We start from the raw sequence: 20,562 nt of genomic DNA on the forward strand, positions 1-20,562 counted from the left end.
CGGCGGCTTTTTCATTTGTGGACGTGACCCTCGTGCCCCGCTTGCGCGTCATGGCCATGGTCCGCCACCTGGGCATCGAACCACCTGTGGATCGCGCGCACGAGTGCGCGGTCCGCGCTGGTGAAGGCCAGCTCCGCGCCCGCAGGCACTTCCCGGTAGGCGACGCGCACCGCACCGGGCGGGGCGGCCTGCAATTCGTGCAGGCCCGGCATGTCGTGGCCGTGGATGTGCGCGGGGCCGGAGAAATCCCGCCGCCTGAACTGCCCCTGGATCTCCTGGAGGTGCTCGCGAACCAGCCGCACCTGCTCGCGATCCTTGCTGCGCCGGGCCACCACCTTCTGGACGCCGCCGGTCTTCGTCTTCGTGAACACGTGCAGCGTCGCCGCCAGGTCGAAGGGCATCACGTCCTTGCCGCGTCCGGAGACCTCCGCCTGCCGTTCGGCCATGTGCCGCGCGTGGTCGGCGTGCTGGTGCGCGCCGTGGTCGGTGCCGGATTGGGCGCAGGCGCTGCCGGCGGCGAGGGCTGCCGCCAGGGCGAAGCTCGCGGCGGGCACGGTGAAGGTGGGTTTCATGGCTGGATGGTAGCCGCCCAGCGGGCCAGGATCGCGTCGCGCGCCTGCGGGTTGCAAAGGTGCTCCGGCAGCGCGCCGCGGAACATCGCGCGCAGCTGCGCCAGCACGCCCTCGCCCATGCGGCGGGTGCTTTCGCGCGTCATGCCGGCCAGGTGCGGCGACAGCAGCACGTTGGGCAGCGCGCGCAAGGGCGAGTCCGCCGGCAGGGGCTGGGTCGCGAACACGTCGAGCGCGGCACCGGCGAGGCGGCCCGAGCGCAAGGCTTCGGTGAGCGCAGGCTCGTCCACCACCGGGCCGCGCGCCACGTTCACCAGCCGCGCGCCCGGCTTGAGCTGCGCGAATTCGGCCGCGCCGATGAGGCCGCGCGTCTGCTCCGTGAGCGGGCAGGCCAGCACCACGTAATCCGCTTCGGGGAGCGCCTGCTGCAGGGACACGTAGCGGACCAGCTCCGTGTCCTGCGCGGGCGTCCGACGCACGCCCAGCACGCGCATGCCGAAGCCGGCGGCGCAGATGCGGGCCAGCGCGTGCCCGATGCTGCCCATGCCGACGACGGCCAGCGTCTTGCCGCCCAGGTCCGTCGCGCCGTCGGAGAGCTGGCGCGCCGCGCCCCAGCCTTGCGCGCGCAGCGTGTGGTCGATGCGCGGCAGGTGGCGCGCCAGGTTCAGCATCTGGCCGACGGCGTATTCGGCCACGGTCAGCGCATTCACGCCGGGTACGTTGGCCACCGCGACGCCGTGGCGGCTGGCCTGCGCCAGCGGAATCATGTCGAGGCCGGCGCCATGGCGCACCGCCGCGCGCATGCGGGGGGCGTACTCGAAGATGTCCTCCGGCAGCGGCGCGCGCACGACGAGGTAGTCGGCGTCGCGCACTTCCCGCCGCAGCGTTTCGGCATCGAGTGCGCTTGCGATGCGCACCTCGGCGTGCCGGGCGAGTTCGGCGCTGACAGCGGGATCGATCGGATTGGTGAGGAGGACGTGCGGCAGGGGCATGGCGGCGTCATTGTCGCTGCCCGACGGCCGCAGGCAGGCTCCTGCGTCACCGCTTCACGCGCGTCACGCCCGAGCCGGCGCTGCGGCCCGCTTAAGCCGAAAGTTTCGTGACTTCTTCACACCGTCGGCGCGAACCGGGGCGGCGTGTGGGACTCCAACCTGACATGAAAGTGCAGCCGTCCTACTCCGCGCCTCCCGGCCACCGCTCGGGCAAGGGCTCCAACAGCGTGCTGAGGTACCTGCTGCGGGACCTGGCACAAAAGCCGATGGTCGCCGCGGGCAAGCCCGCCGCCTCCGGGGCAGCGCCGCGCATGGCCCATCCGTTTCGGTGACAAGGCGTCACGGCGCGGGGCTGTCCCTCACACCTTCTTTCCTTTGATCAAGGTGCGCCGTGTGTGGCGCACCTACCATGGGCCGCATGAGACGGCGCGAGCCTCCGCGCCCCGCCTGGCCCGAACCGGATGAAGGCGCTCGGGCCCCCGGTCCCTGCTACGCTGCGGAGACCTTCCTGCTCCCCGGGGCCACGCCCGGCGATGACGACGCCCAGGTCCGCTCCGTCATCCTCGCGGTCCCGGATGGCGCCGGCCAACTGCGGCGCGTGGGCATCTGCAATTCCGCGGGAATCATGTACCGGGAAGTGGCCCTGCACGGCCCCGTGCAGTTGCTGTACCTTTGTGCCGGTCTGAATGCGCTCGGCTTCCGGCAACGCTTGCCGGAAGCCCACGGCATCTCGAAGTACTGGATGCAGTTCGCGCGGGACCCGGAAAGAAAGACGGCCGCTCGCAGCGGCCGTTGAATGGATACCTTCAGATTAACGCCTAATCAGTATCCACCCTGCGCGCCGCGGGCGCCAGCCTTTTCCGTAGGCAACTGACGAGCGGCGCGCCTCGCCCGGAAGGAGGATGCCGGTCCCCCGGGGCGCGCGCATCCTGTCCGTTTGACCCCGATCCCACCCCGATCCAGCGAGCCCCGCGGCGACATGCCCCGGAGCAGCCTGGTGCCGCGACGTCCCCGCCACGAGGACGACGACAAGCTGCTGGCCATCATCGCCAGCCTGCCCCCGGCCGCCGCCGGCGCGCGGCATTCCGTCGCCGGCATCTGCAACCACAACGACCAGGTCTACCGCCGCGTGCAACTGTTCAGCGCGCTCGAACTGTTCCTGTTCATCGCGCGGCTGAATGCGCTGGGCTTCGCCCAGGAATCCGGCGCCCGGGCCGGCAAGTACGCGTACGACGTCGTGTTCCGAAAGGCGCCCAAGCGCCCGCCCTCCATCGACTCGGTGGAGTGAACAGAACAGCTTGCGCCCAGTGGACGCAAGCGCTCCGTCCCCGCACCCCAGGCCACCTTGGTCCGGCGATCACGCCGCCGGCTAAACGCCGCGCCATTTCCCGGGATGTACAGGCGACCACGACGAAACGCTCTGGGCCGAGCCTCGGCCTCTTGTTCTTCAGAAAGGAAGCGCGATGGGTGTCATCAGCCGAATCGAAGGTCCCGTGTTCATCGACGGGCAGCAAAGCGTCGGCCTGGCGAGAGAAGCGGCCAAGGATGCGGAGGAGGGTTGGTCGGTCACCCGCAGGCCGTACCGCGAGCCGATCTCCAACGAGATGTTCCGCGATACCGCCTCGGACTGGAGTCCGTCGACGTGCCTGCTGGCGGGCAATCGGGTCCTGCTGGCGGACGGCTCGAGCAAGGCCATCGAAACCATCCGCGCCGGCGAGACGGTGATGACGATGTCCGGGCCGAAGCTGGTCGAAAAGACGGAGGCCACCACCCTCGGCCTCACCCGCCGCGTCCTGGAAATCCGCGGCCTCGGCGATGAGGCTCTCTTCCTTTCCAGCGATCACCCCTTGTGGGTCAGTCGGCGGGACAAGGAAGGGAGGCGCAAGGAGTGGTGGGGCACCTACAACATCCACCATGTCCTCTACGAAATGCACAACGGCACCGGCCTCGAATTCCAGGAGCTGCCTTTCATCCTGAACTTCGACCTGCCGGAGCAGGTCGCCCACGCCTCGGGATGGCTGCACGTGCGTCCGATCTTCCACGACCTGCCGCCTTCCACGGAGCTGTTCCACCTGGTCGTGCAGGACGGCTTCAGCTACGTGGCCGAAGGCTTTCCTGTCCTGAGCCACTGCCGCGACCAGCAGGGGCCCGCGTCTCCCTGGGCCGGCCTCGAGGGGCGGTCGTCGGCCAGCGAGACGGTGAGGCAACTGATCCCCTGCATCGGCTGACCATGTTCGGGACCGTCCCCGGGGGGCCTGTCCTCCCGGGTCTGCCTTCTCGCAACCCGCAGGTCCCGCCGCTTGCCAGGCCCGTGCTCTCGGGTACGGCGTTTGCCCGGGCTGGTCGACTGCACGTCAGGGCACAGGGGAGCGAACTGGTGGTCCGTGCCCCCAGCCGCTTCATCCAGGGAATCCTCGAATGGTGCGACGGGTCGCGTGACCTCGAGGCGCTCGCCTGCACCGCCGAAAGCCGATGGGGCAAGTCGCGCTTCCCCAGCTTCGTGGAGGCCATGCTGGAAGCAGGCGTGCTGCTGGACGAGGTCGCAGCCAGGGCGCGGGCCTCCTCCATCGCGTGGGCGGGGGCCGGGGTCCCGCTGCACCGCGAGCAGCTGGAAGACCTGGCGCGCGCACTCGCCCTGCCGCACCTTCCTCCGGGAAGCGGCAGCAAGGAAGCAGGCGACCTGGAGATGCTGCTGATCGTCCGGGAGCCCGGAGCCTGCTTCGCGGCAACGCTGTATGGAATCGCGACCACGGGCGACAGCTGCGCGGGCCTCAACCGGCTCGCTGGTGTCGACGCTTCGGCCCATCGCGCTTTTTGCGATCCGCTCCTGTTCGAGCAATGCAGTGCGGTGCTGGTTCTCGCGGCTGCCGGAGGCGCCGCGCAGCGCGCCGTGGACGGCTCGCTGCGCGCCGCACTTCTGCGAGCCGGTGGGATGGCTGACCGGGCGCAGCGTTGGGCAGCAGGCCGCGGCTTCAGCTACGTCCCCGACGTCGCCTTCGAAGACAAGCTGGCAGGCATCTGCCGACTGCAGCTTGCCCGCCCCGTCCATGTCGGCGCCTTCGTCACTGGCCAGCCGCAAGGCGAGGCAGCTGGGGCCGTCTCCGTGTCGTGGCAGGACAGCGAAGCACACGCCGGTCTGTCGATCGCAAAAGCCACCTCGGCGAACGCCCCGGGCGTCGTTGCCTGGGGCCGCGCCTACGATCCCCGGACGGCCTTGTCGAAATCCGTCAGCGAACTGGCGGAGCGCCTGGCGACACGGCAGGCCCTGCCTTGCATCGAGGCCACCGCGGCCGAACTGGCGCGCCCTGTGCTGCCGACCGCGTTCGCGCGCTACAGCGAGCGTCAATACGCGGATCGGTCGCTCGGGGTATCGCCCTTCGTCGCCGCGGAAAGGATCCGCTGGGTGGAGGGCAGGGAGTGGCCTTCCGGCGATGCCGTCTGGCTGCCCGCAGACTGCGTGTCTGCCGCCATTGCGGCGTCGGCGGCCTCAGGCAAGCGCCTCATGCGGGTCGGCTCCTCCGGTTGCGCCGCCGACGCGGACATCGAGATCGCGCTGCAGCGCGCGCTGCACGAAGTCATCGAGCGCGATGCCTTCGCCAGGCACTGGCTGGCGCAATCCGGCGGCAGAGCGGTGGATCCTGCGTCGCTGCCTGCGCAGCTCGCCACCCGCATGGCCACGCTCGCCTCACTGGGTTGCGAGACGTCCGTCGCGTGCACGACGCTCGGCCTGGGCCCGACCATCCTGGTCCTCATTCGCAACGATCGCCTGGGCTTCGCCTGCCTGGGTGGTGCCTCGGATTCCTCCGCAACGCGTGCGACGGAACGCGCCTTCATCGAGGCGGAGTTCGCCGCGCTGGCGCGCTGCCATGGGGCGCGCACGACCCCGGTCCGTCCCCGCGACGTCTGCCTGCCGGAGCACCACGCCAGTGTCTTTGCCCAGCGCGCGTTCTTCCGCCGTGCCGACGTGCTGGTGGCGCAGGGGCAGCGCCCCATCCGCCTCGACCAGCTGGATTGGCCCGTGTCCGTGCAAGAGCGCCTGCAAGGTGCAGGACGGCACGTGGCGGCCTACTGGGTCGAGTTGCCTTCGACGGCCAGCCCAGCGCAACTGGACGGCCGCCCCGTGCGAACGGTGCGGGCCCTGATCGCGGGTTGCGTCCCGCTCGCCTTCGGCTACGGAGCGTTGCCGGAGCGGATGGTCACGCACGAGGTCACCCAGCGCGCGCGCTTCCCACACCCACTGCCATAGGCGCCCGATCCCATGCCGTACATCAACGCGTTCGTGACGCACTTCCGCGCACTGCAGGCCTGGGCGAGCCGGAACAATGCCGCCCTCGACCTGGACGTCTCCACGTTCCAGCTGGAAGTCAGATGCAGGCACCGCTACTACAGCCTCCATCCCCAGTTCGTGGGCGGCATGCAGCAGCGGATCGTGAACACACCGGTGATCACCCCGGAGACTTCAGGTTTCATCGGATGGCTGCCTTACCGGCCGCTCTCGTATGACGTGTCCACCGACAAGTTGCTGTTCAAGGACATGATTGCCGAAAACGGACTGCGCACCCCGGCCCGATGGCCGCTCTCCGACAGCCAGGCGCCCCCGGACCAGGACTTCATCCTGAAGCGTTCCAGCGGCTCGTTCGGCTATGACATCTCCGGCCCGTTCAAGGCAGGCATGACGCCCGCCAACCGCGCCCAGGGTGCGGACGCGGGCCGCGGAACGCTGTTTGCCGAGCAGTTCGTTCCGGGGCGAGCCCTCAAGCTCTGGTGCTGGGGGCACAAGCCCTTCTTCGCGCATCTGCGGCAGCCCGCCACGGTAACGGGCGATGGACGCAGCAGCGTGCAAGACCTGATCGAGGCCCGGCTTGCCAAGGTGGGCGTGGCCCTGTCCCAGTATCCCGAAGTCCAGGCGATGAAGAACTTCCTTGCCTACCAGGGCCTCACCTTCGACTCCATCCTGCAGGAGGGCGCGGCCTGTTCGCTCGATTTCAGGTACGGGCGCGAGCACGTCACCCGCAACGCCCTCGCATCCGACAACGATTTCCCGACCTTGCCCGAGACCGTGCAACGCAGCATCGAACTCGCCTCGGCGGCCATGGCGCGCTTTCTGAAGAACCTGTTCGCGCTACCGGTCCTGTACTCCATGGACGCCGTGGTCGATGAAGCCGGCGAGTGCTGGTGGCTCGAGGTGAACTCGAACCCCGTGCTCCCCCCGGACGGCTATGAAGTGATGTTCGCGGACTTGTTTGGGGCGTGAGTGGACAAGGCGGGGCACTCCAGAGGCTGTCACCGCTGCGCGCAAGGCCGGTTTGATCTCCGGTTGACCTTCGAGCTCGGCAAAGAAAAACGGGCTAGCCCCTTGTGAGAGCTAACCCGTTGATTCATTTGGCGCGGCTGGCAGGATTCGAACCCACGACCCCTTGGTTCGTAGCCAAGTACTCTATCCAACTGAGCTACAGCCGCGAAGCCATAGAGTATAGCACCGTTTTCCGGACGATCTCGGCCGTTCCCTTCAGATCGCGGCGCTACCCCGCAGACGCGCGATCGCCCCGGCGTCGCGACCGAGCTCGTGCAGGACCGCATCCGTGTGCTGCCCCACCGCCGGGATCGCGTCCATGCGGTGCTCGAAGCTGCTGTGCACGCCCGGCGGCAGCAGCGCCGCCAGCGGACCCGCGGGCGAGTCGACCTGCACGATGCGGCCGCGGGCGCGCAGTTGCGGGTGGTCCCACAGCTCGCCGACGGCATTGACGCGCGCGTTGGCGATCTGCGCCTCGTCGAGGCGTTCCATCACCTGCTGCGCGTCGAGTGCCGCGAAGGCGTCGAGGATGATGGCCTTGAGCGCCTCCCGGTGCCGGTTGCGCTGCGAGTTGCTGTCGAAGCGCGGATCGGCCGCGAGCGCCGGCTGCCGCAGCACCCTGTCGCAGAAAGCCTTCCATTCGCGCTCGTTCTGCAGGCCCAGCATGACGGTCTTGCCGTCGCCGGCCGCGAAGGGCCCGTAGGGATAGATGGTCGCGTGGGCGGCGCCACTGCGTGGCGGCGGCGGGGCGCCGTCGTAGGCGTAGTACATCGGAAATCCCATCCACTCGCCCAGGGCCTCCAGCATCGAGATCTCCACGTGCGAGCCCTGGCCCGTCTGCTGGCGCTGCAGCAGCGCGGCGAGGACGCCCGTGTACGCATACATGCCGGCGGCGATGTCGGCGATCGAGATGCCGGCCTTGCACGGCTCCTCCGCCGTGCCGGTCACCGAGAGGAAGCCGGCCTCGCTCTGGATCAGGAGGTCGTAGGCCTTGCGGTCGCGGTACGGGCCGTCGTTGCCGTAGCCGGAGATGTCGCACACGACCAGGCGCGGGCAGCGCGCCGAAAGCTGCGCGTAGCCCAGGCCCATGCGCTCGGCGGCGCCGGGGGCCAGGTTCTGCACCAGCACGTCGGCCCGCGCGAGCAGGTCCTGCAGGACCTGCATGGCCTCGGGCTGCTTGAGATCGAGGGTCAGGCTTTCCTTGGAGCGGTTCACCCAGACGAAGTGCGAGGACAGGCCCTGCGCACGGTCGTCGTAGGCGCGCGCGAAGTCGCCGCTGCCGGGCCGCTCCACCTTGATCACGCGCGCGCCGAGGTCCGCCAGCTGGCGCGTGCAGAAGGGCGCGGCGATCGCGTGCTCCAGCGAGACGACGGTGATTCCGTCGAGCGGCCGTGCGGCACTCATGCGAACTGCGCCTCCGCCTGCATGGTGAGCCAGCCTTCGTGGTCCTGCGCCCAGAGTTGCGCGCCCTTGCCGTCGGCGGAGGGCTTGCCGTTGACGCGGAAGGGATGCAGGTCGAAGGTGGGGCGCACGGCACGGAAGCTGAAGCTGCGCAAGCGGTGGTCCGGTCGCTGGCGCCGCGCCAGGTCCACCAGCAGCGTGGCGATCAGCGGCCCGTGGACGATCAGGCCCGGATACCCCTCCACCTCCGTCACGTAGCTGCGGTCGTAGTGGATGCGATGGCCGTTGAAGGTGAGGGCCGAATAGCGGAACAGCAGCACCGGATCGGGCACGATCTCGCGCGACCAGGGCGCGTCCGCGGGCGCCGGCTGCGGTGGCGGCACCGGGTCGCCGGGCTGCGCCAGCGGCCGGTAGACGATGTCGTGTTCCTCGCTCAGTGCCAGGCCCTGCGCGTTGCGCACCTCATGGCGCACCAGCACGAACACCAGGTCGCCGCTGCGGCCGGCCTTGTGCGTCACCGAGGCGATCGTCGAAGTGCGCTCGATGCGCTCGCCCACGCGCAGCGGCGCGTGCCACGTGAGGCGGCCCCCGGCCCACATGCGGCGCGGCAGCGGCACCGGCGGCAGGAAGCCGCCGCGACGCGCATGGCCGTCGGCGCCGATCTCGCTCTGGCGATGCCCCGGCAGGAAGTACAGCCAGTGCCATAGCGGCGGCAACTCGGTGCCGGCCTGCGGCAGCGGATCGTCGCGGTCGAGGGTGGCCGAGAGATTGCGCACGGGCGCGGCAGTGACGTCGTCGTGCAGCGTTTCGCTGCGGCCTTCCCAGGCGCGCAGTTCGGCCAGCCGTTCGGGGGTGAAGGCGGAGTCGGGCATGGGCGGATTAGACCAGCCTTGCCGTGCGACCTGCATGCCCGGGCGCGCCACCCTGCCGATGACCCCATGCCCCGCACCGGCGCGCCGATGCCTGCAGAATAGCCCCCGGCCGGGGCCGCTTCACCCCCGGCACGAGGAGTGACGCTTGATTTCGGCATCCCGCAGCCGCTGGTACTTCGGCTGGAACATCGTGGCCGCAGCCGCCCTGCTGACCCTGCTCTCCACGGGCATGCGGCTGGGCATCGGCCCCTTCTTCCTGCCGATCGCGCACGACCTCGGTTTCAGCCGCAGCCTGCTGTCGACCATCATCGCGATCGGAATGCTGTGCTACGGCCTGGCGATGCCGGTCGGCGGCCACCTGATCGCGCGCTACGGCACCCGCAACGTGCTGCTGCTCGGGGCGCTGATCGTGGCCGGTTCCGTGCTGTGGACGGTGCTCACGCGCGACCCGCTCGCCTTCCTGCTGGCGTTCGGCGTCGGCTTCTCGGTGGGCCTGGCGTTCGTCAGCCCGGTGTCGCTCACGCCGGTGATCAGCCACTGGTTCACCCGCCGGCGGGGCATGGCGCTGTTCTTCCTCTCCACGGGTTCCATGGCCGGCATGGCGGTGATGACGCCGGTGACGACGTGGGCCATCGAGTCCTTCGGCTGGCGCGCCACGCTGGTCGGCTTCGCGGCGGTGTTCACGGCCCTCACGCTGCCGGCCGCTCTGTTCGTGATCCGCGACAGCGCGCCGGAACACACCGACCTGCTGCCCGAGGAAGCGGCGGCGCAACGGGCCCGCGCCAGCACCGCGCCGCAGAGCCTCAGCCTGCGCGAGGCGATGCGCACGGCGCCGTTCTGGAAGATCTTCTTCGGCCTGTTCTGCTGCGGCTTCAGCATGAACCTGCTGGGCACGCACGGCATGCCGATGCTGATGGACCACGGCTTCGACGCCTTCACCAGCTCGATGGGCATCGGCCTGATCGGCGTCGTCGCGATCGGCGGCACGGTGGTCCTGGGGCGCCTGGCCGATCGGCTGCCACGGCGCAACATCCTGTCGGTCATCTACCTGGTGCGCGGCCTCGGCTTCTTCGCGCTGGTGCTGGTGGGCACGCACTGGGAGCTGTACGTCACGGCGACCATCGGCGGCCTGGTGTGGGCCGGCAGCATCGCGCTGTCGTCGGCGATCCTGTCGGATGTCTACGGCGTGCGGCTGGTCGGCGTGCTGTATGGCATGGCGTACCTGGGGCACCAGATCGGCGCGACGATCAGCTCGTGGCTGGGGGGCTGGGCGTACGAGCGCTTCGGCACGCACTGGGTGGCGTTCGGGGCGGCCGGGGCGCTGCTGGTCGCGGCGGCGGTGGTGGCCCTGCAGTTGCCGCGCAGGGGGTTCACGTTGATGGCGCCGGCGCGGGCGTAGGCCGGTGGTGAGCCGCGAAGCGCGCGACCGAGCGGTGCGACGCAGCGCGTAGTCCGGGCGTTGCCCGGCAACCCCAGCGATGGCGCGAAGCGCCCGATCCTGAATGCTGGGGTTCCGGCGCTGGCGCGCGTCACCCCCAGCCTACGAATCGGCGCTCAATCCACCCACTGCACCGCCTGCCCAAGGTCCGCGCGCGACGTGCGGAACGCATTCGCCGGATGCGCCGGATCCTCGTAGCCGAAGGCGATGCCGCACACCACCTTGCGGCCCTCGGCGAGACCCAGGCGCTCGCGCCAGAAGCCGGCCACCGCCGCCTGTGCCGCCTGCGCGATGCTGGCCACGCCCAGCGAGTACGCTGCCAGCATGAAGTTGTGGACATAGGCGCCGCAGTCGATCGCGGCATACGTGCCCAGGGCCGCCGGGCTGGTCACGATCGCAAGCTGCGGCGCGCCGAACAGGCGGTAGTTCTCCAGCCACTGGCGTTCGGAGGCGGCCTTGTCGCCGCGCTGCACGCCGGTCGCTGAATACAGCTGCAGGCCGCACTCGCGCCGGCGGTCCAGGTAGACGCCTTCATACGCCGCCGGGAAATCGAAATCGGGCTGCGGCGCATGCGCGCGCGCGTACGCCACCAGCTCCTCGCGGACAGCATCGGTCGCCTGCGGCGACAGCACGTGCACCTGCCAGGGCTGCGCGTTGCACCAGGACGCGGTGCGCTGCGCCAGCGCCAGGATGCGTTCGACGGTGGCACGCGGCACCGGGTCGGCGCGAAAGCCGCGGCAGCTGCGGCGACCGGCGAGCCAATGCGCCAGCACGTCGGCGTTCGATGCAGTCTCCTGCGTCATGGGCGGACTCCTCCTGTGACCCGCGGCCCCTCCCCGCCCTGGCGGGTGCGGCGCGCGAGCGCCGATTCCAGCACATGCCCGGCGCCGGCAGGGATGGCCAGCGTGAACCATTTTCTCGCCCGCGTGATGCCGGTGTAGACCAGTTCGCGCGTCAGCACGCGGCTGGCCTCCTGCGGCAGCAGCAGCGCCGCGTGGCCGAACTCCGAACCCTGCGACTTGTGCACCGTCATCGCGAACACCGTCTCCACTTCCGGCAGCCGGCTCGGCAGGATCCAGCGGATCCCGCCGTCGCTGGCCTCGAAGGCCACGCGCAGCATCGTGCGTCCGGGCTCGCCGGCGACCGGCAAGGGCAACGTGATGCCGACATCCCCGTTCATGAGGCCCAGCGCGTAGTCGTTGCGCGTCACCATGACCGGCCGGCCCGCGTACCAGCCGCTCGCTGCGGGGGTGAGCTTCTCGGCGTGCAGCAGGGTGGCGATGCGCGTGTTGAGCCCTTCCACGCCGTAGGGTCCGCGGCGCACCGCACACAGCAGCTGGAAGCTGCCGTAGGCCTTCAGCACCGAGCGCGCCCACGCATCGAACTGCTCGCGCGGCGCGTCCGGCGCCGGCGGCTGCGCAGCCCCTTCCAGGTAGTGGCGATAGCCCTCGAGCACGAGCCGGCGCAACACGGCGTCGCGGTCATCGAGTTCCACCCAGAGCACGTCGTCGTGCCCAGCGCGCAGGATCCGCTGCGTATCTGCCGCGTCGCCGCGGTTGACGGCGTCGGCGAGCTGGCCGATGCCGCTGGCGGCATCGAAGCGCCAGCTATGCCGCAGCTTCACCACGCCCTGGTCCAGCGGCTCGCCCTGCGGGTCCACGAGTGTGGCCGGAATGGGCTCGGCGGTGAGCGCCTCGAGCCATTCCCGCGTGGCCGGCCGGTAATGGCCATCGTCGGCGCGGGCGCACAGTTCGCCCAGCACGTTGCCGGCTTCCACCGAAGCGAGCTGGTCCTTGTCCCCCAGCAGCACGAGGCGGGCGTGCCCTGGCAGCGCCGCGACCACGGCCGCCATGGTCTCCAGGTCCACCATCGACGCTTCGTCGAGCACCAGCACGTCCAGCGGCAGCGGATTCGACGCGTCGTGGCGGAAGCGCCGCGTGCCGCCGAAGCTCCCCAGCAGCCGGTGCACCGTGCTCACGTCGGTCGGGATGGCCTGGCGCACGGCTTCCCCGTTGGCCAGGCGCGCCAGCTTCAGGACGCCCACCGCGTTGGCGATCGAGGCATTGAGGCGCGCCGCCGCCTTGCCGGTGGGTGCCGCGAGGCGGATGCGCAGGCGGCGAGCACTGCCGTCCGGCTGCGAAAGCGCCAGGTGCTGCAGCAAGGCCAGCAGCCGCACCACGGTCGTCGTCTTGCCGGTGCCCGGGCCGCCGGTGACGATGGCGAAGCGGGATCGCAGCGCGATGGCGCAAGCAACCTTCTGCCAGTCCGGTTGCGGCGGGGGCTCCTCGCGTGCAAACAGTTCGGCGAGCGCCACGCGCGCGCGCTGCAGCGCCTCCGCGCTCCAGGGCTCGACGCTCGCGAGCCGCTGCGCGATGCCGGCGCGCACCGTCTGCTCGTGCTCCCAGAAGCGCCGCAGGTACAGGCGCGTGCCCTCCAGCACGAGCGGCGCACTGCCCTCGCCCCCGGTGACGAGCCGCGGATCGGCGAGGACGCGCTGCCAGTCGCCCAGCGTCACGTCCTGCAGCAACGCCACCGGCTCCAGCGGAGGCGCCACCGGTTGCGGCGCCAACGCGTGCTCCTCCGGCGGCAGGGCCAGCGCTTCGGCCGGATCTCTCACCAGCGCGGCGAGTTCGAGCGCGACGTAGCCGCGCCCCAGCTGGTGGCTCGCCAGCGCCGCGCCCAGCAGCAGCAGCGGATCGGCGCCGGCCACTTCACGCGCCAGGAAGGCTGCGAACACGAGGTCCAGATCGCGCAGCCAGCCGGCCGCCACCCAGGTTTCGAGCACCTGCAGGCACCCCTCGCGCGTGCGCAAGGCTTCGTTCATGCGGGCACCTCCTGCGTGAACAGGCGGTCCAGCGCCTCCATCAGCGCGAGCGGCGGCCGCTCCAGGTGCAGGCCTTGCGAGGGCGCGGCATGCCCGCGCAGGAACACGTAGACCGCGCCGCCGACGTGACGCTCGTAGTCGTAGTCCGGCAGGCGCGAACGCAGCAGGCGGTGCAGAGCGAACAGGTACAGGCAGTACTGCAGCTCGTAGCGGTGGTGCAGCACCTCGTCGCGCATCGCTTCGATCGTGTAAGCGGCGTCGCCGGGGCCGAGCCAGTTCGACTTGTAGTCGACGACGTAGTAGCGCCCCTCGTGCTCGAACAGCAGGTCGACGAAGCCCTTGAGCATGCCATTGAGTTGCTGCGCCTCCAGCGGCGCGCGCGCCAGGCCCTGCAGCGTGTGCTGGGACACCAGCGCATCGAGGGCCTGCGCCTGCACGTGCGAGGCCGCGAGCCAGAACTCCATCTCGGGCTGGATGGCCTGCAGCTCGCGCGGCGCGACCGGACGCGCGCCGGGGGTGAGGCGCCGCAGGTCCAGCGGCGTGGCGAGCCAGCGCGTGAGCCATTCGCGCAGGGCTTCGCGGTGCGGCGCCCAGCGCGCCGGCCGGCAGCGGCGCGCCAGCAGGCGCTCCATGTCCGCGTGGCCGTCGGCTGCCGCGGCGAAGCCTTCGCGTGCGGCCCATTCGAGCACCCCGTGCAGGAAGCTGCCGGCGGCGGGCCCGCGCGGGAAGTCGTGCAGCGTGCCCGCCGAGGGCGGCGGCGCCCCATCGGCCCGCCGTTCCTCCGCCGACTCGAGGTACGTTTCCTCCTGCGCCGTCTCGGGGATGCGCTGTTCGCGCACCACGGCCCCGGCCACGCGCCGCAGCCGCGAATAGCTGGCGATCCACCAGGGCTCGGGGGCCTGCGGGGGCAGCGGGCGCGGCAGCGCGAGCTGCAGGGCCGGCCCGTCGGCCCGGTACGACTCTTCCGAAGGCTGGGGCGCCGGCGTGACCGCGATCCCCGGCTTGCCTGCGAGCGCCCCTTGCACCGCCGCATGCACCTGCCCCGGCGCGACACCGTTGCCGCCGGCCAGCAGGTAGCCGAGCGCGCTGCCTGCCAGGTGCTCGGTGGGTGCCACCGCGATCCAGGTGGCGAAGCGCGCGCGCGTCATCGCGACATAGAGCTTGCGCAGGTCCTCGCCCAGGCGCTCGCGCTCGGCCCGCGCCACCACTTCGTCGCTGGCGCGCAGCGACAGGCGCAGCACGCCTGCGTCGTCATGCCACTTGATCGGCAGGTCCTCGGGTTTCACCGGCCGGCAGGCGCAGGCAAAGGGCACGAACACCAGCGGGTACTCGAGCCCCTTGGACTTGTGCACCGTCACCACCTTCAGCAGGTCCGCATCGCTTTCGAGCCGGAGTTGCCGGCTGTCCGCGGCGACCGTGCCCTCGGCGCGCTGCTCCGCGAGGTGGCGCACCAGCGCATGCTCGCCATCGAGCAGCATGCTGGCCTGCTGCAGCAGTTCGGCCAAGTGCAGCAGGTCGGTGAGCAGCCGTTCCTCGCGCAGCGCGATCAGCCGCTGCGGCACCTCGAAGTCGTGCAGCAGCCGCCGCAGCATCGGCAGCACACCCTGCCGCTGCCAGCAGTTGCGGTAGCCGCGGAACTGCTCCAGCCGTTCTTCCCAGTGCACCTCGTCGTGGTTCAGGCGGTCCAGCGCCGCCCAGTCCTGCGCCAGCAGCGCTGTCGCCAGCGCCGCGCGCACCAGGGCGCCGTCGTCCGGCGAGGCACAGGCCTGCAGCAGCCGCTGCAGCTCGCCCGCCGCATCGCTGCAGAACACGTTGCCGCGGTCGGAGAGATAGACGCTGTGCACGCCACGCTCGCGCAGCGCCTGGCGCACGGCGTCCGCTTCCTTGCCGTCGTTGACCAGCACGGCGATGTCGCGCGGGCACAGCGCCTGCAGCCTGCGCTTGTCGTCGACGAAACCCGCCTTGCCCTGCTGCGCCAGGCGCAGCAGGCGCACGATCTCGGTCGCGGTGGCCGCCGCCATGGCCTCGCGGTATTCGCCGGCGCGCAGCACGTCACCCGCGTCCAGCCACCAGCAGCTCAGGGCGGGTGCGTCCGCGCCGGACACGCGCCAGCGCTGCTCGCGCCCGTGCGCCTGCACGGGCAGGAAGGGCAGCGGGTTCTCGCGCGCCGTGCGGAACAGGAACGCACCCTCGCCCATCGGACGCTGCTCCGCCTGCAGGAACAGGTGGTTGACGGCGTCGACCATATCCGTGGTGGAACGGAAGTTGGTGCCGAGCGTGGTGTGGTGCCCCGCCGTATCGCGGCGGGCCTGCAGGTAGGTGTGGATGTCGGCGCCGCGGAAGGCATAGATCGCCTGCTTCGGATCGCCGATCAGGATCAGCGCGACGTCCTCGTGCCCCTGGTACACGGTGCGGAAGATCTCGTACTGGACCGGGTCGGTGTCCTGGAATTCGTCGATCAGCGCCACCGGGAACTGGCGGCGGATCAGCGCCGCCAGCCGCCGGCCGCTGTCCGGCCGCCGCAGCGCATCGCGCAGTCGCGTGAGCAGGTCGTCGAAGCCCATCTCCGCGCGGCGATGCTGCTCGAAGACCATGCGCGCGGCGACCCAGCGTGCCGCGTGGGCCAGCACCGTGTCCCTGCATTCGGGCAGGCACCCGAGCTGGCCGCGCAGCAGTTCCAGCGCCTCGAGCGCCTCGTGCCGCGGTGCGTCGTCGGGCACCCTCCACGCCTGGCGCAGGCCGGCATGCGTGAGCCGGTCCCACGCCGTGGTGCTGAGGTCGGGAACCGGCTCGGTCCCTGCGCACCACTCCCGCAATTTCTGCAGCCAGCGGTGGTAATCGGATTTCTTCAGTTTGCGGCCATCGACCTTGCGCGCATCGACGGCTTCGTCCAGCAGCGCCTGCAGCGCGTCGCACCAGCTCCCCCAGGGGCCGCGCAGGTCGGCGAGTTGCTGCGCCCGGGCCTCGCGCGCCTCGCGCAGCGCGGTCGCCGGTTCGGGCGCATCGTCCACGCGCTCGGCCTGCGGCAGCAGCTTGCGCAAGGCGAGCCGCAGCGCATCGGGCGTCTTCCACCAGCCGGCGACGCATTCGGCGTCTTCGGGCGGCAGCGGATAGAAGAAGGTCCGCCAGTAATCGCGCACCGCCTCCTGTTCCAGCTCGGTCTGGTCCGCCTCCAGCGTCTGGCTGAACAGGCTGCCGCTGTCGAAGGCATGCTCGCGCAGCATGCGGTGGCACCAGCCGTGGATGGTGGAGACGGCCGCTTCGTCCATCCATTCGGCCGCCAGCCGAAGGCTTTGCGCGCAGGCCGGCCACTCCGCCGCGGGGTAGCTCGCACGCAGCTCGCGCAGCAGCGGCTCGGCCTCGCGCTCGCCATCGGCGAAGGCCTCGGCCGCTTCAGCCAGGCGCGCGCGGATGCGGTCACGCAGCTCCTTGGTCGCGGCCTCGGTGAAGGTCACCACCAGGATCTCGGGCGGCGTGAGCGGGCGGGGGAAGGCCGCCTCGCCACCGTGACCCAGCACCAGCCGCAGGTACAGCGCGGCGATGGTGAAGGTCTTGCCCGTGCCGGCGCTCGCCTCGATCAGCGCGTTGCCGCGCAGCGCAAAGCGCAAGGGATCCAGCAGCGCGGGTTTCATGGCGCATCTCCCTTGGGCGGCGCGCCGACGGCGTCGCGCAGCGGCCGCAGCAGCGTCACGGCCCAGTGGGCGAATTCGTCGCCGTGGAACGCATCGAAGTCGGGGAAGGCGCGCGCCAGGTAGGGGTCGCGGCCGCATTCGGCTTCGTGGCACTTGCGCGCCTCCTCGCGTGCGCGCTCCGGCGCCGGCTCGCCCTTCTCCGGCGCGATGAAGCGCAGCCACGCCGCGGCGCTGTCGACGCAGAACGGCAGCGGCCTGCGCATGCCCTCGCGCCAGGCCTGCAGCAGTTCCTGCCACCACGCCAGTGCGGCGGCGTGCGCCATGGCCGGCAGGGTCGCGCAGCCGGCTTTGCTCACCACGATGGTCGTGAGAGGCTGTCCGGCGAGATGGCCTGCAACGTGCGCCACCCAGTGCGGCAGCAGCCGCGCGAGGCGCCAGCGCCTGTCCTTCACCAGGCCGCTGCTTTCCAGCACCAGCCGGCAACGGGCACCGTCACCGTTGCCGCGCAGTTGCGACAGCCAGTCCTCGAACAGCAGCGGCGGCGGCCCGCCTCGATCGGCAAAGGCCAGCGGTTCGTCGGGCAGCACGCGCGGCCAGTCCTGCAGGAATTGTGCGTAGCGCGCGAACAGACTGTCCATCGGCTCGGCAAGCTGCGCCGCCACCTGCGCCGCGAAGGCGCCGTGCGGCAGTTCGCCGCGGGCCGCGAAGCGTGCCAGCCGCTCCTGCAAGGCGGGCTCGCGCGGCGCGCCGGCATCGATGGCGGCCCGCTGCACGCGGATCAGTTCGTCCTGCAGGCTCCAGTTCTCCAGGGCGTCGAGGCCGAACGGTTCCTGGTCCTGCGCCGCCACGTCCTCGTCGGCGAAGCGCACGGCCAGCCGATGTTCGAAGAACGCACGCACGGGATTCCTGGCGAAGCGCCCCAGCATCGCGAGCGTGAGCGTCGCCTGCGCCGGCGCCGCATCGAGGACCCCCCCGCTCGCGCCGGCGGCGGGCGCCTGCAGGCTGCCGCCCCATTCGCTGGCGTAGCTGAAAAGCCGCGGGTCGCCGCCGTCGAAATACGCGCGATGGAAGGGCTGCAGCCGGTGCTGCACCGTGAGCGCCGCCACCAGCTCGCGGCCGGCCTTGTCCGGCTTCGCGCCCTTGGCGCGCCAGCCGGCGGCAAGGTGGTCGCGCAACTGCGCCACCAGCACCGAAGGCGGGCGCTCCTCGTTGTCGTGGATGCTGCGCCCCACCCAGCTCACGTGCAGGTGCTCGCGCGCGGACAGCAGGGCTTCCAGGAACAGGTAGCGGTCGTCCTCGCGCCGGGACCGGTCGCCGGGCCGGTACTCGTGCGCCATCAGGTCGAAGTCCATCGGCGGCCGCGAGCGCGGATAGTCGCCGTCGTTCATCCCGAGCAGCGCGATCCGGCGGAAGGGGATCGCGCGCATCGGCATCAGCGAGGCGAAGGTCACGCCGCCGGCGAAGAAGGGCTGGCCCAGGCCCGGCGCTTCCAGGCTCTGCAACCAGTGCTCGCGCACCACGGACAGCGGCAGCGGCTGTGCGAGCTGCGCCTCCTCGCAGGCGAGCTGCCAGTCGTCGAGCGCGGATTGCGCGCGCAGCAGCGTGAGGCCGTCCACGCTGCCTTCCCGCGCGGCGAAGAAATCATCGAGCAGCTGCTGCAGCCGCGCCACCCACACCGCGGGCGGCGCCGGCTGGTCCAGCAGCGCCCAGTGCGCCTCCAGCTTTTCCATGAGGCGCACCAGCGGCCCGAGCAAGGCGGCGTCGAGGCCGCCCACTTCGGCCAGCGGCTCGATGCCGTTCCAGGCTTCGCCCTGCCCGGCGGCGTATCCGAGCAGCATGCGGCGCAGGCCGAAGCGCCAGCTGTTGCGCTCCAGGTCCGGCGGCAGGCCCAGCGAGGCGCGGTGCTGCGCGTGCAGCCCCCAGCGGATCCGCGCCGAGGCGATCCAGGTGTGCAGCAGCGCCAGGTCGTCCTCGGCGATGCCGAAACGCGAGCGCAGCGCGGGCACGTCGAGCAGGTCCAGCACTTCGCTGACCGCGATGCGCTCGCGCGGCAGGTTCAGCAGCTTCTCCAGTGCGCCGAGCAAGGGGTCCTGCTGGCGCTGGCCCTGGTCGGCGACGTTGAAGGGAATGTGGCGCGGGTCCTTGTCCTCGGCCAGGCCGAACACCGCGCGGATGTGCGGCGCGTACACGGAGACGTCCGGCACCATGACGATGACGTCGCGCGGGCGCAGCGTCGGATCCGCGGCGAAGGCCGCCAGCAGCTGGTCGTGCAGCACCTCCACTTCGCGCTGCGGGCTGTGCGTGACGTGGAAGGCGATCGAGGTGTCGCGGGCCGGGTCCACCGGCGGCCAGCGCGATTGCGTCTCGGCGATCGGACGCAGGTCGAGGATGTCGTCCTGCAACTGCCGCAGCAGCGTGTCGCCCGCGGTGCGCTCGAACAGGTCGATGCGCTGGCCGATCTCGCCGAAGCGCTGGCGGTAGGTGTCGGGGCGGTCGTATTCCTCCAGCAGGCCGACGAAGTCGCGGCCCTGCTTGCCCCAGGCGGCGAGCAGCGGCTGCGTCTGCAGGTGCAGGGCATCGAGCCCAGGCTCGCCGCGCAGGCCCGGGCGCGGCTGGTGCCGGCGGCGCCGCATCGCGTCCTGCGGCGCGACGATGCCGGACCAGTCGTGCTCCGAGGGGTTGTGCACGAACAGCAGCACCTGGCTGAAGCGCGCCAGCGCCGCCAGCGCGTCGAGTGCCTGGCGCGGCAGCGAAGAAATGCCGAAGACGCTGATGCGGCGCGGCAGGCCGGCGGGCGGCGCGCCTTGCCAGCCCTGCACCGCGTCGAGGAAACGGCGATGCACCTCGGCCCGGCCGCCGGCAGCGCCTTCGTCGCCGACATCCGCGAGCAGCGCCTGCCACAGGCGCGGCTGCCAGCGCAGGGTCTCCGGCACCGGCGCCAGGCCGCCGCGCGCGAGCGTCAGCACGGCGTCGCCCGCGGCCCAGCGCGCCAGCCAGTCGGCGCGGTAGACCTGGTACTGGTCCAGGAGGTCCGCCACCCGCAGCGCGAGCTGGTGCAGCTTGCGCCGGTCCGCGTCGTCGTGCAGGAAGCCGCGCAAGGGCGCGAACTCGGGTTCGGGCAGCAAGGCGGGCAGCAGGCGCATCAGCCGCCAGACCACCCGCGATTCGTCGAGGGCCGAATCGCGCGGCACGGCGTCGGGCCCGAGCACCGCGCGATAGGCGTCCCACAGCGCATGGGCGGGCAGCTGGGTGCGCAGTGCCGCGGCCACCCCGATGCCGCCCTGGCGCGGGTCCGCGGCCAGCGAGAGCTTGAGCCACTGGGCGACGCCGTTGCTCTGGACCAGGATGCGTTCGTCTTCCAGCGGCGCCAGCGGGTGCCGCGCCATCCAGGCGACCATCAGGTTGCGCAGGGCTTCCGGATGGTTGCCGTGGACCACCATGAAGCCGGGGGGAAGGGACTGCGGGCCGTCGTTCATCTGCCTGCGCGACTTTACTTGCTCTCGAGCCAGGCCCACCCGCGCGAGGCCTGCGACGAAGACGC

At 71.2% G+C, this 20,562-nt stretch carries 15 protein-coding genes and 1 tRNA gene; 7 read left to right on the forward strand and 9 right to left on the reverse strand.

All coding sequences use genetic code 11. The features are described 5' to 3' along the window. Positions 1 to 11: 11 nt before the first annotated feature. On the reverse strand, positions 12 to 572 hold the full coding sequence (locus JI746_RS16075) for an aspartate carbamoyltransferase (protein WP_201690849.1): 561 nt from the start codon (positions 570 to 572) through the stop codon (positions 12 to 14). Then, the gene (locus JI746_RS16080) at positions 569 to 1,561 is read right to left on the reverse strand and encodes an NAD(P)-dependent oxidoreductase (protein WP_201690850.1); all 993 of its coding nucleotides are present in this window, start codon (positions 1,559 to 1,561) and stop codon (positions 569 to 571) included. Before JI746_RS16080 ends, JI746_RS16075 begins: the two co-directional genes overlap by 4 nt. 164 nt (positions 1,562 to 1,725) lie before the next feature. Here JI746_RS16080 and JI746_RS16085 point away from each other — a divergent pair, with 164 nt between their 5' ends. The 6 genes from JI746_RS16085 (at position 1,726) to JI746_RS16110 (ending at position 6,815) form a co-directional block, all read left to right on the forward strand. After that, complete coding sequence (locus JI746_RS16085) at positions 1,726 to 1,893, forward strand: hypothetical protein (protein WP_201690852.1); 168 nt, start codon at positions 1,726 to 1,728, stop codon at positions 1,891 to 1,893. 86 nt (positions 1,894 to 1,979) lie between these two features. After that, positions 1,980 to 2,357 carry a hypothetical protein gene (locus tag JI746_RS16090; protein ID WP_201690854.1) on the forward strand — a complete coding sequence of 126 codons (378 nt, stop codon included), beginning with the start codon at positions 1,980 to 1,982 and terminating at the stop codon, positions 2,355 to 2,357. A gap of 201 nt (positions 2,358 to 2,558) precedes the next feature. Beyond that, positions 2,559 to 2,849 (forward strand): hypothetical protein, encoded by a 291-nt coding sequence (locus tag JI746_RS16095; RefSeq protein WP_201690856.1) that lies wholly within the window; start codon positions 2,559 to 2,561, stop codon positions 2,847 to 2,849. 175 nt (positions 2,850 to 3,024) lie between these two features. After that, complete coding sequence (locus tag JI746_RS16100) at positions 3,025 to 3,789, forward strand: hypothetical protein (RefSeq protein WP_201690857.1); 765 nt, start codon at positions 3,025 to 3,027, stop codon at positions 3,787 to 3,789. A 149-nt stretch (positions 3,790 to 3,938) separates the two neighbouring features. Then, entirely contained in the window at positions 3,939 to 5,807 is a 1,869-nt protein-coding gene (locus JI746_RS16105) for a YcaO-like family protein (protein ID WP_201690859.1), read from the forward strand. A gap of 12 nt (positions 5,808 to 5,819) precedes the next feature. Further along, positions 5,820 to 6,815, forward strand: a complete 996-nt coding sequence (locus JI746_RS16110) for a hypothetical protein (RefSeq protein ID WP_201690860.1) — start codon at positions 5,820 to 5,822, stop codon at positions 6,813 to 6,815. A 129-nt stretch (positions 6,816 to 6,944) separates the two neighbouring features. Here the strand turns inward: JI746_RS16110 and JI746_RS16115 are convergent. From JI746_RS16115 to JI746_RS16125, 3 genes are all read right to left on the reverse strand, one after another. Continuing rightward, positions 6,945 to 7,021, reverse strand: a tRNA-Arg gene (locus JI746_RS16115). Positions 7,022 to 7,070: 49 nt separating this feature from the next. Further along, positions 7,071 to 8,258: a CaiB/BaiF CoA transferase family protein gene (locus JI746_RS16120; protein WP_201690861.1), complete on the reverse strand. Its 1,188-nt coding sequence runs from the start codon at positions 8,256 to 8,258 to the stop codon at positions 7,071 to 7,073. After that, positions 8,255 to 9,127 carry an FAS1-like dehydratase domain-containing protein gene (locus tag JI746_RS16125; RefSeq protein WP_201690862.1) on the reverse strand — a complete coding sequence of 291 codons (873 nt, stop codon included), beginning with the start codon at positions 9,125 to 9,127 and terminating at the stop codon, positions 8,255 to 8,257. The genes JI746_RS16120 and JI746_RS16125 overlap by 4 nt, the downstream gene beginning before the upstream one ends. A gap of 145 nt (positions 9,128 to 9,272) precedes the next feature. Here JI746_RS16125 and JI746_RS16130 point away from each other — a divergent pair, with 145 nt between their 5' ends. Beyond that, positions 9,273 to 10,526, forward strand: a complete 1,254-nt coding sequence (locus JI746_RS16130; protein WP_236599875.1) for an MFS transporter — start codon at positions 9,273 to 9,275, stop codon at positions 10,524 to 10,526. Positions 10,527 to 10,681: 155 nt separating this feature from the next. Here the strand turns inward: JI746_RS16130 and JI746_RS16135 are convergent, their stop codons facing one another. The 4 genes from JI746_RS16135 to recC are packed head-to-tail and all read right to left on the reverse strand — an operon-like array spanning position 10,682 to position 20,497. After that, complete coding sequence (locus JI746_RS16135; protein WP_201690863.1) at positions 10,682 to 11,368, reverse strand: nitroreductase; 687 nt, start codon at positions 11,366 to 11,368, stop codon at positions 10,682 to 10,684. After that, complete coding sequence (gene recD / locus JI746_RS16140) at positions 11,365 to 13,389, reverse strand: exodeoxyribonuclease V subunit alpha (protein WP_201690864.1); 2,025 nt, start codon at positions 13,387 to 13,389, stop codon at positions 11,365 to 11,367. Before recD ends, JI746_RS16135 begins: the two co-directional genes overlap by 4 nt. Continuing rightward, positions 13,386 to 17,021 carry an exodeoxyribonuclease V subunit beta gene (gene recB, locus JI746_RS16145; RefSeq protein WP_201690865.1) on the reverse strand — a complete coding sequence of 1,212 codons (3,636 nt, stop codon included), beginning with the start codon at positions 17,019 to 17,021 and terminating at the stop codon, positions 13,386 to 13,388. Before recB ends, recD begins: the two co-directional genes overlap by 4 nt. Continuing rightward, entirely contained in the window at positions 17,018 to 20,497 is a 3,480-nt protein-coding gene (recC, locus tag JI746_RS16150; protein WP_201690867.1) for an exodeoxyribonuclease V subunit gamma, read from the reverse strand. The genes recB and recC overlap by 4 nt, the downstream gene beginning before the upstream one ends. Between the last annotated feature and the right edge of the window lie 65 nt (positions 20,498 to 20,562).

The sequence above is a fragment of the Ramlibacter alkalitolerans genome, from assembly GCF_016722765.1.
Taxonomy (GTDB): Bacteria; Pseudomonadota; Gammaproteobacteria; order Burkholderiales; family Burkholderiaceae_C; genus Ramlibacter; species Ramlibacter alkalitolerans.

Coding starts and splice junctions, on each gene's coding strand:
- JI746_RS16075 (WP_201690849.1), bottom strand. CDS start 572: ATGAAACCCACCTTCACCGTGCCCGCCGCGAGCTTCGCCCTGGCGGCA.
- JI746_RS16080 (WP_201690850.1), bottom strand. CDS start 1,561: ATGCCCCTGCCGCACGTCCTCCTCACCAATCCGATCGATCCCGCTGTC.
- JI746_RS16085 (WP_201690852.1), top strand. CDS start 1,726: ATGAAAGTGCAGCCGTCCTACTCCGCGCCTCCCGGCCACCGCTCGGGC.
- JI746_RS16090 (WP_201690854.1), top strand. CDS start 1,980: ATGAGACGGCGCGAGCCTCCGCGCCCCGCCTGGCCCGAACCGGATGAA.
- JI746_RS16100 (WP_201690857.1), top strand. CDS start 3,025: ATGGGTGTCATCAGCCGAATCGAAGGTCCCGTGTTCATCGACGGGCAG.
- JI746_RS16110 (WP_201690860.1), top strand. CDS start 5,820: ATGCCGTACATCAACGCGTTCGTGACGCACTTCCGCGCACTGCAGGCC.
- JI746_RS16120 (WP_201690861.1), bottom strand. CDS start 8,258: ATGAGTGCCGCACGGCCGCTCGACGGAATCACCGTCGTCTCGCTGGAG.
- JI746_RS16125 (WP_201690862.1), bottom strand. CDS start 9,127: ATGCCCGACTCCGCCTTCACCCCCGAACGGCTGGCCGAACTGCGCGCC.
- JI746_RS16135 (WP_201690863.1), bottom strand. CDS start 11,368: ATGACGCAGGAGACTGCATCGAACGCCGACGTGCTGGCGCATTGGCTC.
- recD (WP_201690864.1), bottom strand. CDS start 13,389: ATGAACGAAGCCTTGCGCACGCGCGAGGGGTGCCTGCAGGTGCTCGAA.
- recB (WP_201690865.1), bottom strand. CDS start 17,021: ATGAAACCCGCGCTGCTGGATCCCTTGCGCTTTGCGCTGCGCGGCAAC.
- recC (WP_201690867.1), bottom strand. CDS start 20,497: ATGAACGACGGCCCGCAGTCCCTTCCCCCCGGCTTCATGGTGGTCCAC.